The organism is Streptomyces sp. NPDC020780, from assembly GCF_044334475.1.
Classification (GTDB): Bacteria; Actinomycetota; Actinomycetes; order Streptomycetales; family Streptomycetaceae; genus Streptomyces.
The window spans coordinates 154,447-166,943 of the sequence record NZ_JBIRTB010000012.1; the positions used below are offsets into that span (position 1 = coordinate 154,447).

Consider the following 12,497-nt stretch of genomic DNA (forward strand, 5'->3'; position numbering starts at 1 on the left):
CGGCTCAGCCCTTGTCGTCCGGCGCCGATGTGTCGCTCCCGGCGGCCCTGCGGGGACGCGGTCGAGCCGCTCGCCCGGTCGCGGCCTCGGTGGACTTGGCAGGAGCCCGGACCGTGCCTTCGGCGGAGTCCTTCGCCGTGGCAGCCCTCGCGGGGCCGGCCTTCTTCGGTGCCGCCTTCTTCGGTGCCGCCTTCTTCGGTGCCGCTCTCTTCGAGGGAGCGGCGGGAACGGCCGGGGCCGCCGGAGTGACGGCTGCCGCCGAAGCCTCCGGCTTCCCGGCCTCGGAAGGCACCGGAGCCGCCGGCACCCCGGACGGCACCACCCGTACCGTGCGTTGCACCACCGGCTTCGCCGGGACCGGCTTCTCACGGCCCTCGATCACCACCAGCGAAGCCTGATAGGCAACGGACAGGGTGTACGGGGTCTGGTGCAGCATTCCCCAGAGCTTGGACGTCTCGTCGACGTCCATGACCGTCGGTGTGAAGCGGACCTGCTGCGGGGAGTCCGCCAGGTCGCTGCCCGCCAGATGCGGTCGCTCGGCGGCCAGTTCGATCAATTCCCGGGGCAGCACCGGAATCTCGTGCAGGGTCCGGACCACGCAGCCGAGCAGCCGCTGTCCGACCAGCTCCGTCTCCTCCCCGTACGCGCTGATCACGTAGTGCAGGTCCAGCGGTGCTGCCGCCCGGTTGCGCAGGGTGCCGTCGGCGGCGCGTGTCGGCAGGTCGTTGTTGCGCAGCGCGGCGTTCGGGGTCACCTGGTAGAGGAACACCGTGATGGTGGGCTCGACCGGCGGCTCCGACGGCGGCTTACGGGTCTCCACCTTGACCGCGATGTCCATCTCGGGTCCCAGGTTGCTCTCGATCAGGAGGGCGAGCGCCTGGGTGACCGTGGCGACGGCGAGTGCGTTGCTCATGCCTTCAGTCCCCCTTCCCGCCACGCGACAGGAAGTCGCCCAGCGTCAGTACGGGGGCCGGCCGGCCGGCCGGCGGCGCGGGGGGCACGGCCGGTGAGGCGTTCGCGCCGGGCGGCGGCGCCGCGCTGACCTCCAGCCGGCCGATCTGCACGTGCACGACGCGTTCGGCCGGGCGTGGCGCGCGCCGCCCCACCGATCCGAGCGCGGCGCCCCGCGCAGCGGCGGAGTCGGGGCCCTGCGCCGGGGCGAGCGCCGCCGCACGCGCCGGTGCGGCAGCCACCTGCGCCGGCGCGGCCGCCCCGGCGGGCGCCGCCAAGGGCTCGCCCGGAGGGGAGGACCGCCGCCGGCGTGCCGCACGCGTGCCTTCCGCCGGGCCGGGCCGGGCCTCCGGTACCGGAGCGACCGGGAGCCGCGGCGGCGGGGCCGGGGCCGCTGCCGCGGGCCGGACCGGCTGTCCCGTCCCGTCGGGCTGCGGCGCGCGCTCGGTGCGCACCACGGTGTGCCGCTCCGTACGCACCTCCCGGTCCGGCCGCATCGGCCTGGGCCCGTCCGGGTCCGCCAGGGGGGCGGAGGGGATCAGCGCGGCCGGCTCGTCCGGCTCGGGCGGGCCGTACCGCAGCGCCTCGGTCCGCTCGAACGGACCGGACAGCCGTGGCCGCACCCGTACCCGGGTGCCGGTCCCACCGGTGCCGTCGGCCGCGCCGACCGGCGTGTACCGGGCGAGCAGCCGGTCGAAGTAGTCAGCCATCGGTACACAGCTCCAGGTAGTAACGACGCCGAAGAGGGCTGAGCGCCAGGATGTGCGGCTCGCTCCACCCGTAGGCGGTGGCGAGCAGATGGACGTCGACGAGCAGGTCCCTCGCCCAGTTGTCCAGTTCGGTCCAGAGGTAGGAGGTGATGTCCAGCTCGGCCGGGGTGGCCTCGCCGCATTCCGGGCACGCCACGTGCAGCGTCACCTCGGCCGTCGGGTCCGCCTCGGCAGCCCTCTCGGCGATGAGCCGCTCCACCCGTTCGGGCAGCAGCGCGGCCAGTCGCTCCGCGGCGACGCTCTCACCGGCCCGCAGGGCGCGTACCGTACAGCCCGTCACCAGTCGTCGGCGTGCCTCCGCGGGGGAGGCGGCCGCACCGGCCGCTGCGAGGTCGGCGACGGTGGGCAGCCGGAACTCGACCACCCAGTCGTCCTCCGCCACGCACAGCAGCCGGTGCTCCGCCGCCGGACGGGCGCCCAGCGCGCCGGCGTCGAGGTCGAACTCCATGGCCTCGCCGCAGGCACCGCACTCGGTCCGCACCTGCATCCGCTCGCCGAACAGCGACCGGCGCAACGCGAACAGGTCCGCCTCCCGCTCACCGACCGGTACGGACAGCAACGCGTCCGTCGCGGCCCCCGGGCGGGCCGCCCGGTGCAGCAGCAGCGACTTCTCCGCCGCGCCCAGAGGCAGCCCGGCCTCCCAGGTGGCCAGCAGCTCGGCGGGCCCCGTGGGGGCCGTTCCGGGGTTCACGACGACGTTCAAGCCGGGTGGGTGAACGACGGTTCGACCGGTTCCGGAATCTCGTAATCGCGTTCCCAGCCCTCGCACTCCAGCTTCACGCTCTGGATGGCGACGGCGTTGGCGTTCGCGTCGAGCTCGCCGACGACCTGGTATTCACTGACCCAGGCCCGGTAGAGCTTGTGCGAGACGGCCACCTGTCCGGCCTCGTTGAGCACCTGGATGATGATGTCCTTGCGAAAGTCCCGGAGCGAGACCTCCGAGCCGAGCCCGGCGCCCACCTGCCAGACCTTGTTGGCCCAGCGGTCGAATTCGGGATCATGAGTGACGCCGCGTTCGAGCGTGACGCCCTCGAACTCGGAGCGGCCCGGCGACTTGCGCGGCGAACTGGGGTCACCTCCATGACGGTGTTTGACCACTTCGGTGGTGCGCTTGAGAGGACTGATCTTGCTGATGCCCGCAACCGTTCGACCGTCCCAGAGGACCAGGAACTTGAAATTCTTGTAGGGGTCGAAGCGATGGGCATTGATCTGGAACTCAGCCATCGGATTCCTTCGTGTTCCATTTTTAGGCCAGGAAGGGTCGGCTACGAGAGGTCGAACTGCCCGGCGAACTGCTGGATCTTGACGATCACGAACTCCGCGGGCTTGACGGGGGCGATTCCGACCAGGACGTTGACCACTCCGCGCTCGATGTCGGCGTCGGTGGTGGTGTCCTTGTCGCACTTCACGAAGTACGCCTCGCGCGGTGTGCCGCCCTTGAACGCGCCTTGCCTGAAGAGGTCGTTGAGGTAGGCCGACGCCTTGAGCCGGATCTGCTGCCACAACTGTTCGTCGTTGGGTTCGAAGACGACCCACTGCAGACCGCGGTAGAGGCTCTCCTCGACGTGCAGCGCGAGCCGTCGCACCGGCACGTACGTCCACTCGCTGTCCAGCGCGTCGGCGCCCTCGAGCGTGCGGGCGCCCCAGACCAGCGGCCCTACGACGGGGAAGGTGCGCAGGCAGTTCACGCCCAGCGGGTTGAGCAGTCCGTTCTCCCGGTCGCTCAGCTTGACCGTCAGCGACCGGACACCGGCGAGGCGCGCCTCGGTCCCGGCCGGCGCCTTCCACACCCCGCGCTCGCCGTCGATACGGGCGATCACCCCTGCCACGGCACCCGACGGCGGGAAGGAACGCAGCCGTCCGGTCAGCGGGTCGGTCAGCTGGAGGTGCGGGAAGTACAGCCCCGCGTGGTTGCTGCGTACGGGCTCGAACGCGCCGATGCCGGCCCGGGCGGCGTCGACGCTGCCCCAGGTCGAGGGCGAGTCGACGAGCAGGAAGATCCGCCGCTCCTGGCAGAGCCGCTCGGCAGCCGAGAGGACGGTGACCATGTCCTCGGTGGACTCGTACGCCGACAGCTCCGGCAGCGCCAGCAGATTGACGTCGTCCACGTCACGCAGCGCCTGGAGACCGGTTTTGCCTCCCTCGCTGCCGATGAGGTCGCGCGGGCCCGGAACGTCGCCGTCCTTGCCGCCCTCCAGAACGAAGACGGGTGGGTTGACCGAGGCCTCCAGGCCCAGGTCGTTGGCACACTCGCCGACGAAGCGGACCACGTCCTCGGGGTCGACGGACCCGGCGACGACCTGGAGCCGCCTGCCGAAGGCGGTGACCTGGGAACCGGCGAAGGCGTGCTTCCCGGGGGCGTCGGGCAGCGCGCGCAGCTTGCGCTCGAGCAGGAGGGCCAACTCGGTGACACTGCTCGGCGGCTCGCCGTCACCGTCGGGCTCGAAGAGCGTGAACTCACGCTCCACATGGCCGATCTTGACCTTGAGCTCGACTTCCAGGCCGGGCAGCTCCGCCGCGAACGGTTTGGAGACCGTGCCGGACGGGTCCGGCCGGTCCCCGTCGAGGGCCTTCACCCTGACGAGGGAGGAACCCGCGTTGACGACGGTCTCGACGAAGCGTCCGTGGCCGGAGTCCATGGACAGGCCGGCGAACGACTCCCGGCTTCCGCCACGGGCGTCGAGGATCTGGAGGTTGAACGTCCTGTCCGGTGCGGGGGTGTCGTGGTCGACGGCCACCCGCAGGCCCGAGCCCCACACTCCCGGCTCCTTCGCGTGCACCTCCAGGACCGGGCACTCGCTGTGCCCCTCCGTGGAGCGGAGGGTGACGCAGGCCTCCTCACCCGTGCCTGCCTTGGCCACCCGGACGATCACCGCGCGTGTACCGCCGTTGCCGAAGAACTGGTGCACGGCGTAACTGAGGGCGCTCTGCGAGGTGAGTCCGCCGAAGCGGCGCTCGAAGTCGGCGAAGCTGGTGATCCGTACCGGTTGGTTGAGCGGTCCCCGGCGCGTGTGCCCCACGAACGCGGTCACCGAGGTGGTGACCGAGGCGATCGCACGGACACCGCTGGGAAGTTCTTCGATGTACACACCGGGATAGCCCATGTGTGTCGACATTCCCCCTCCATTCCCTTCGCGCACCAAGAGATGAGAGGAGAGGTGAGGGCGAATTGCATGCATACGTCAAATACGCACACACGATCCCCCCGCGTGTATCCCCCGTCGTTCACCCCGTGCGATATCTGGTCTCGCAGGGCCATCCGCATCCGCGCTCGTGGCTCCTGACACATGAGTGCCTCTGGCGAGTGTGTATCTCCCCACGAGAACCGGTCAAGGTAGTGATTCGGTCATCCGGTGACACCACCTGGCCGGATCGGCGATAAATGATTCGACATGGTCAGAGGATTTCCCCACCAGCGTATGAAGATTCAATTCACCATCGCTTCACAGAAAAATCGGAGCCCACGCGAAAAACAAGCCGAACCGACTCGACGACGGCGCGCCGCCGTGCGTCAGGATCACGAAGAACAGCCATGCCGTTCGAATCCCGGACAGATGTCGCACTCCGCCCTACGGGATTCCCGCAGACCGCACCTGCCGTATCGGCGCCGGGCGACCCCGCGTCACCAGGGCACCGGCGGAGACGGCGGGGGCGGCGGCCGGGCCTGGGAGCGGACAGCGCCAGGTACCGTAGGAGGGACGATTTCGTGGGCCTCCTGGCGGGCTGCGTACACCCAGGAGGAACACATGACGACAAACCGCGGGCGCAAGGACGTCATCCGGGACCGGATGGCCGCGACCGGAGAGTCGTACAACGTCGCCGCGCGCAATCTGAAGGCCATGAAGGACATGGGCGCCACCCGCGACGCCATGCTCGTCCAGCGCTGGCAGCCTGCCGAGTCGCTGGACGTGCCCTGTCCGTGCGGCGGCACCTGCGAGCCGGGCGAGAGGTGCGGCCACTGCCACGCCTGGCACCGGCACGTGAAGCGGTACCCGGGCAGCGTCACCGACGTGGAGGTCTGGGCGGACCGCTACGAGTGCCTGGGCTGCTCGTCCTCCTACACCCTGACCGTCCGGCTGACCGGGCGGCCGTGGGGCATTGCCGAAACCGTGGTCCAGGGCGGGTCGGCGGAAGAGGTCGTGCACGCCCGTGTGTTCCCCGGCGTCGTACACCCGCTGCTGCGGGCGGAGCTGAGCACGGAGTCCGGCCAGGAGTGAAACACGTGTGGTGGTGGCAGCCCTTGGCCGCGAAGCCGCCACAGCGACCACCCGCACCTGACCGCCATGGGGAGGGCTCGCGCTCGGCCCCGAGGCCGCCCGGCATGCGCCCGACAGACCCGACCTGAGTTCCGGTGCACCGAGGCCCCGACGCCGCCGCGGCCGGCCGTCCTCCCCCGACGCCCTGCCTCGGTCCGGGTACGCCCGCCGTCCGAGCGGCCGCCACGCCAGCGCCCCCGCCGCCGACGGGACGACGGCTCGACGACGAACGACCGGAGTGACGGCCAAAGTGACGGGCATCCCGATGATCCCCTGACCGATCGGTCAGCTACGGTGGGGCCATGCCACGTCCGCCGTCCGCGATGCGCCGTCAGATTCTCGACTGCGCCCTGCGTCTCTTCGCCGAGCACGGTTTCAAGGGGACCTCGCTCCACGACATCGCCGTGGAGGCGCACTGCTCCAAGGCGTCCCTGCTCTACCACTTCACCGGCAAGGACGCGATCCTCACCGAACTGCTGACTCCGCCGGCCGAGAGTCTCTCCGCCCTGAGCGAGGAGTTGGCGGCGCTGAACGGCGATCAGGCCGTCGAGGCGGCCGTCACGGGCTATGTCGGCCTCGCGATGCGCTACCACCTCGAAGTAAAGATCATCTTCGCCGAACTGCCCGACATGCTCGGCCATCCGGTCCTGGCCGTCATCCCCCGGGCGGTCGACCAGCTCGCGGATGCGCTGGGCGGCCGTTCGGCGGAACCACGTGCGCGCGTCCTGGCCCAGATGGTGATCGGCGGCGTGGCTGTCACGGTCGCTGCCGACGTGGACGTCGACCCCGGCACGATGCGTGCCGAACTTGTCCAGGGAGCACGGAGAACCCTCGGGCATCCGACCGGCTGACAGTAGTCGTCCAGACCGAAGAGAAAGACGCTTCCCTCGCATGGCAATCCTGCTGTACCGGCTCGGCCGGCTGTCCTTCCGCCGCCGAGGACGTGTCCTCGCCCTCTGGCTCCTGCTGCTCGCCCTGCTCGGCGCGGGCGCGGCAGCCTTCAGCGGGCCCACCACCAGTAAGTTCTCGATCCCGGGCACCGAGTCCCAAAAGGCCCTGGACTCGCTCGCCCGGGAATTCCCGCAGGCAGGCGGCGCGACGGGGACCATAGTCGTCGCCGCGCCCGAGGGCGGGACGCTCACGCCCTCGGCCGTGGCCCCGGTGACCGAGGAGGCCGCCGAGGTCCCCGGTGTCCTCGCGGCCGTCGACCCCTTCGAGGCCAAGGCGGTGTCGCGGGACGGCCGGTACGCCCTGATCCAGGTGCAGTTCGCGTCAGGTGTCGACGGGATCACCGACACGCAGCGGGAGGCGTTCAGGAAGGCGGGCGCGTCGGTCGCGGATCTGCGCGTCGAACACGGCGGCGAGATCATGCGGGGCGTCCCGGAAGTCGGCTCGACCGAGATCATCGGTGTGGCCGTCGCCGCCCTCGTCCTGGTCCTCACCTTCGGTTCGCTGGTGGCGGCGGGCATGACCCTGCTGAACGCGCTGGTCGGCGTCGCGGCCGGTATGGCCGGGCTTTTCGCCCTCAGCAGTACGGTGGAGCTGACCAGCACCGCGCCCATCCTGGCGCTCATGCTGGGCCTGGCCGTCGGCATCGACTACGCCCTGTTCATCACCTCCCGTTACCGTCACTACCTCGCGGACGGCATGGACGGGGAGGAGGCAGCGGGCAGGGCTGCCGGGACCGCCGGTTCGGCCGTCGTCTTCGCGGGCGCCACCGTCGTCATCGCACTGGCCGGGCTCGCGGTCGCAGGCGTGCCCTTCCTCACGGTCATGGGCCTGGCCGCCGCCGCCACGGTCGCTCTCGCGGTGCTGGTGTCCCTCACTCTGCTGCCGGCCGTCCTCGGCTTCGCCGGCACCCGCGTCCTGCCCCGGAAGCACCGGGCACAGGTCCGTACGGCCGCCTCCCCTCCCGTCGAGACCGAGACCGAGGCCGGCTTCGGCTTCCGCTGGGGCCGGATCGTGGCACGGTTGCGGATCCCCGCCCTCGTGCTCGGGGTCGTCGGCCTCTGCGCTCTCGCCCTCCCCGTGCAGGACATGCGTCTGGCGCTGCCCGACGCGGGCACCGAGGCGGTCGGGTCGCCCAACCGGGAGGCCTACGACCTGACCACCGAGGGGTTCGGCGAGGGCTTCAACGGCCGACTGGTCGCCGTGGTGTCCGCCGGCACCCCGCAGGCGACCGCTACGGCGGCCGAGGAGACCGCCGCGCTCATCACGGACACCGACGGGGTACTGGCCGTAGCTGCCCCGCAGACGAACGAGAAGGGCACCACCACCCTCCTGGCCGTCATCCCCGCAACCGGTCCCACCGCCGCCACGACCGAGGACACCGTCAACGAGATCCGTGACCGGGTCGCGGACGTCGAGGGCGCCACCGTCTCCCTGACCGGTGCCACCGCGGTCGGTATCGACGTCTCCGAGAAGCTGGCCGCCGCTCTGCCGGTCTATCTCCTGCTGGTGGTCGGGCTTTCCGTCCTGCTGCTGATGCTCGTCTTCCGGTCGATCCTGGTACCCGTCAAGGCGGCACTGGGCTTCCTGCTGACCATCGGTGCCACCTTCGGAATCACCGTCACGATCTTCCAGAAAGGCCATCTGGCGGAGCTGGTGGGCCTCGACACCCCCGGGCCGCTGGTCAGCTTCCTGCCGATCCTCCTGATCGGCATCCTCTTCGGCCTGGCCATGGACTACGAGGTCTTCCTCGTCTCGCGGATGCGGGAGGACTTCGTCCACGGCGCCGATGCCCGCGAATCCGTCATCAGCGGTGTCGGCCACAACGGGCGTGTGGTGACGGCGGCGGCAGTGATCATGACCGCGGTCTTCGGCGGATTCGTGTTCATGCCGGATCCGATCATCAAGTCCATCGGGTTCGCCCTGGCGATCGGCGTGCTCATCGACGCCTTCGTCGTCCGCATGGCCCTCGTGCCGGCGGTGATGCATCTGCTGGGACGCGCCGCGTGGTGGCTGCCCCGCCCGGTCGACCGGATCCTGCCGGACCTCGACATCGAGGGCGAACGGCTACAGCGCGAGATCCCGGTGCAGCGGGAGCCGGTGGAACTCGTGAAGACGTGAGAGCGCCGGTGTCCCCGACCTGAGGGGCACCGGCGGGGCCGCCCCGCCCCGCCGGCCGCCGTCAGAAGCGGACCTCCTGACGGCGGGGCCGCCTCTCCGCCGCTCCACGCGCCGCACGTCGGCCCGGTCCGGCAGGGCTCAGCCCTCCCGGGCCGGCCCCCGTCGGGCTCAGCTCTCGTCCGGCGCCAGGGTCAGCGAGATCGAGTTGATGCAATACCGCTGGTCCGTGGGGGTCGGGTAGCCCTCGCCCTCGAATACGTGGCCCAGGTGCGAGCCGCAGCGGGCGCAGCGCACCTCGGTGCGGGCCATGCCCAGGCTGTTGTCCTGGAGCAGTTCGACCGCGTCGCTGTCCTTGGGGTCGTAGAAGGACGGCCAGCCGCAGTGGGACTCGAACTTGGTGTCGGAGCGGAACAGTTCCGCCCCGCAGGCACGGCAGGAGTAGACCCCCGCCGTCCTGGTGTCGGTGTACTCGCCCACGAACGCGGGCTCGGTGCCGGCCTTGCGCAGCACCGCGTACTCGGCGGGCGTCAGCTCCGCCCGCCATTGCTCGTCCGGCTTCTCGACGTCGTACGCCACGGTGGCTCCCTCAGCTCGACAGGTGGTCCAGGATCTGCGGGCCGAGGTCGGTGACATCGCCCGCTCCCATGGTGAGAACCAGATCGCCGTGCTTCGCCATTCCCGCGATGACGGCGGGGACGGCCGCCTTGTCGTGGACGGCTGCGACATCGGCGCCCGCCGTCCTGGCAGCGTCGATGATCAGGTCGCTGGTGATGCCCGGGACCGGGTCCTCGCGGGCCGGGTAGATGTCCAGGACCACGGAGGCGTCGGCGAGGGCGAGGGCCTGGCCCATCTCGGCGCCGAGTTCCTGGGTGCGGGAGAACAGGTGGGGCTGGAAGACCACCAGGAGCCGGGACCCGGCGGCCGCGCCGCGCATGGCCTCAAGGTCGGCGGCCATCTCCGTGGGGTGGTGCGCGTACGAGTCGATGACCTGGACGCCGGCCGCCTCGCCCTTGAGCTGGAGGCGGCGCTTGACGCCCGTGTACGTGCCGATGGCGGAGGCCAGGTTGTGTGCCGGGATGCCGAGAGCGACACCGGCGGCGAGGGCGGCGACCGCGTTGAGCGCGTAGTGGCGGCCGGGTACGGAGACCGTGAAGGTGAGGTACTTGCCGTCCAGGACGACCGTGACCTCGCTGGTCAGGCCACGCGGGGTGATCTTGTGCACCCGTACGTCGGCGGTCTCGGCCTCGCCGTAGGTGACGACGGTGAGCGAGGCGGTGTCGCGGACCCGGCGGGTGAGCTCCACGGCGCCGGCCTGGTCGGCGGAGACGACGAGGGTGCCGCCGGGCACGACCTTGCCGACGAACGCCTCGAAGGAGTCGTAGATCTCGTCCATCGAGGCGTAGTTCGCGTGGTGGTCCAGCTCCACGTTCAGCACGATCGCGACCTGGGGGTCGTACGTGTGGAAGCTGCGGTCGCTCTCGTCCGCCTCGGCGACGAAGATGTCGCCGCCACCGTGCGCGGCGTTGGTGCCCGGCCCCTCCAGGTCTCCGCCGATGGCGTACGAGGGATCCAGCGACAGGCCGGACAGCGCGACGGCGAGCATCGACGTCGTGGTGGTCTTGCCGTGCGTCCCGGCGACCGCGACGGCGCGCAGGCCCTCCATCAGGGAGGCGAGCGCGTCCGCGCGGTGCACGACCGGGACGGACAGCTCGGCGGCGCGGACCAGCTCGGGATTGTCCGGGCGGATGGCGCTGGAGACGACGACGCAGGAGGCGTCGTCCGCCAGATGGCCGGCGGCGTGCCCGATGTGGACGGTCACCCCGAGCGCGCGCAGGGCCTCCGCGGTGGCGGACTCCTTGGAGTCGCTGCCCGCCACCTTCGCGCCCCGCTGGGCGAGGATCTTCGCGATGCCCGACATTCCGGCGCCGCCGATGCCGATGAAGTGCGGCCGTTCCAGGGCGGCAGGAATACCGGGTGCCATGCGTGTGTCTCCCGAGGGTGCGACGTGAGTGCGGTCCGCCCCAGCCTATTCGCTGTGCGCGAAGAGCTTGAGCACCGGTACGCCGACCTTGTGCCGAGCCCGGGAAGCCCAGTCCCGGTGGAAGAACTCCTCGACGTAGTGCGGTGCGGTCAGCACGATGACCTCGTCGGCCCGGGAGTCGTCGACCACGGTCTTCAGCTTGTCCAGGGGGTGGTCCTCGACCACCTGTCCGACCGCCTCGGACCCTGCCTTGCGCAGTTCCTGGAGCGAGTACTCCAGCGCGATCGTGGCGGGCTCGCGGGCCTCCCGGCCCTCCGGCTCCTCGCTTTCACGGGCCGCTTCGCGCAGTTCCCCGATCGCCACGTCGTCGATCGCGCGCAGCAGGACGTCGGCCTGGTCGCCGCGGGGCTGCATCAGTACGACGAAGGAGATCTGCTCCTCCCCGTGGAGGGTGGTGACGAACTCCACGTCCTCCGGAGTGAGGGGCTTCTCGATCATCAAAACGCTTGTGAACACGACAGGCGCCCTTCCACTTCATCTCGTCGGCCGTGGACGGCCGCGACTGCTGAAACCATCCTGCCCCGCAATTGCACGGGGTTTCAGCACCAAGTGTGCCCATCCGGAGCCAACCGGAACGGCACATTCCGCTAAGTCTCAGCCCTTCGCGTACCTCGTGAAGAGAAATCCTGCCTCTTCCAGGACCGACAGGAGGGAGAAACGATCCGGCACGGCTACCGCGGGCCCCCGCGCGATCCGCTGCGCACCACCTGCCGTGAGCATCGGGGAGACGGTCAGGCAGAGCTCGTCGAGCACGCCCGCCGCGACGAACTGCCCGAGCAGCCGGGGGCCGCCTTCCGTGAGCAGCCGGGTCAGGCCGCGTCCCGCCAGTTCCGCCACCGCGCGCGCCGGGTCGACCGTGGCGCCTTCTCCTGCGATCAGCACCTCCGCGCCCGCCTCCCTGGCCGCGTGGATCCGGTCGGAGGGAGCCGCCGCCCCCGTGACGACCAGGGTCGGGACGAGGGGGGAGACGAAGAGCGGAAGCGAGAAGTCCAGGTCCAGGCTTCCGCTGACGACCGCGATCGCGGGGGCGGGGCCCTGGCCGGCCGCCGCACGCCGGGCTGCGAAGGCCTCGCGGGCCCGGGCGGGGCGGTACCCCTCCAGGCGCACGGTCTCCGCGCCGACGACGACCGCGTCGGCCAGTCCCCGCAGGGTGCCGAAGATCCGCATGTCTGTGGCACCGGAGATGCCCTGGGAGCGGCCGTCGTGCTGGGCTGCGCCGTCCAGGGTGGACACCATGTTCGCCCGCAGCCAGGGTTCCCCCTCCCTGTCGGGGTACGCGTAGGCGTCGGCCAGCTCGTCGAGTGTCCACTCGCGGTCGGTGGCGCCGGGGGCGGTGGCTGGGTCGGTCCGGTCCGTCACGGGAAGCAGGCGTCGCATGCGGTGAAGTCTGGCACGGCGCCTGACGCCCCC

The 12,497-nt window shown here is 71.0% G+C and carries 12 protein-coding genes; 3 read left to right on the top strand and 9 right to left on the bottom strand.

The genetic code is table 11. The features are described from left to right. Window positions 1–4 precede the first annotated feature (4 nt). Genes ACH4VO_RS23585 through ACH4VO_RS23605 form a run of 5 tightly spaced genes read right to left on the bottom strand, consistent with a single transcriptional unit; the run spans window position 5 to window position 4,837 of the window. Window positions 5–913, bottom strand: a complete 909-nt coding sequence (locus tag ACH4VO_RS23585; RefSeq protein WP_360990242.1) for a DUF4255 domain-containing protein — start codon at window positions 911–913, stop codon at window positions 5–7. A 4-nt stretch (window positions 914–917) separates the two neighbouring features. After that, window positions 918–1,661 carry a hypothetical protein gene (locus tag ACH4VO_RS23590; RefSeq protein WP_360990240.1) on the bottom strand — a complete coding sequence of 248 codons (744 nt, stop codon included), beginning with the start codon at window positions 1,659–1,661 and terminating at the stop codon, window positions 918–920. After that, window positions 1,654–2,424 (bottom strand): hypothetical protein, encoded by a 771-nt coding sequence (locus ACH4VO_RS23595; protein WP_360990238.1) that lies wholly within the window; start codon window positions 2,422–2,424, stop codon window positions 1,654–1,656. Before ACH4VO_RS23595 ends, ACH4VO_RS23590 begins: the two co-directional genes overlap by 8 nt. Further along, on the bottom strand, window positions 2,421–2,945 hold the full coding sequence (locus tag ACH4VO_RS23600; RefSeq protein ID WP_069169413.1) for a phage tail protein: 525 nt from the start codon (window positions 2,943–2,945) through the stop codon (window positions 2,421–2,423). Before ACH4VO_RS23600 ends, ACH4VO_RS23595 begins: the two co-directional genes overlap by 4 nt. A gap of 41 nt (window positions 2,946–2,986) precedes the next feature. Next, on the bottom strand, window positions 2,987–4,837 hold the full coding sequence (locus tag ACH4VO_RS23605; protein ID WP_360990235.1) for a phage tail sheath C-terminal domain-containing protein: 1,851 nt from the start codon (window positions 4,835–4,837) through the stop codon (window positions 2,987–2,989). A 630-nt stretch (window positions 4,838–5,467) separates the two neighbouring features. On the opposite strand from ACH4VO_RS23605, the gene ACH4VO_RS23610 reads away from it, so the two are divergent. The 3 genes from ACH4VO_RS23610 to ACH4VO_RS23620 all read left to right on the top strand — a co-directional run bounded on the left by ACH4VO_RS23610 (window position 5,468) and on the right by ACH4VO_RS23620 (window position 9,046). Further along, window positions 5,468–5,938: a hypothetical protein gene (locus ACH4VO_RS23610; RefSeq protein WP_360990232.1), complete on the top strand. Its 471-nt coding sequence runs from the start codon at window positions 5,468–5,470 to the stop codon at window positions 5,936–5,938. 341 nt (window positions 5,939–6,279) lie between these two features. Then, window positions 6,280–6,828, top strand: coding sequence for a TetR/AcrR family transcriptional regulator (locus ACH4VO_RS23615; RefSeq protein WP_360990229.1), 549 nt, complete (start codon window positions 6,280–6,282; stop codon window positions 6,826–6,828). A gap of 40 nt (window positions 6,829–6,868) precedes the next feature. Continuing rightward, complete coding sequence (locus ACH4VO_RS23620; protein WP_360990227.1) at window positions 6,869–9,046, top strand: MMPL family transporter; 2,178 nt, start codon at window positions 6,869–6,871, stop codon at window positions 9,044–9,046. A 168-nt stretch (window positions 9,047–9,214) separates the two neighbouring features. Here the strand turns inward: ACH4VO_RS23620 and msrB are convergent, their stop codons facing one another. The 4 genes from msrB to ACH4VO_RS23640 form a co-directional block, all read right to left on the bottom strand. Next, the gene (gene msrB / locus ACH4VO_RS23625) at window positions 9,215–9,622 is read right to left on the bottom strand and encodes a peptide-methionine (R)-S-oxide reductase MsrB (protein ID WP_360990224.1); all 408 of its coding nucleotides are present in this window, start codon (window positions 9,620–9,622) and stop codon (window positions 9,215–9,217) included. Window positions 9,623–9,632: 10 nt separating this feature from the next. Further along, window positions 9,633–11,027, bottom strand: a complete 1,395-nt coding sequence (gene murC, locus ACH4VO_RS23630) for a UDP-N-acetylmuramate--L-alanine ligase (RefSeq protein WP_360990221.1) — start codon at window positions 11,025–11,027, stop codon at window positions 9,633–9,635. Window positions 11,028–11,072: 45 nt separating this feature from the next. Beyond that, window positions 11,073–11,525 (bottom strand): indole-3-glycerol phosphate synthase, encoded by a 453-nt coding sequence (locus ACH4VO_RS23635; protein WP_360990218.1) that lies wholly within the window; start codon window positions 11,523–11,525, stop codon window positions 11,073–11,075. Window positions 11,526–11,681: 156 nt separating this feature from the next. Beyond that, window positions 11,682–12,464 (bottom strand): pyrimidine reductase family protein, encoded by a 783-nt coding sequence (locus ACH4VO_RS23640; protein WP_360990216.1) that lies wholly within the window; start codon window positions 12,462–12,464, stop codon window positions 11,682–11,684. Window positions 12,465–12,497: the final 33 nt, after the last annotated feature.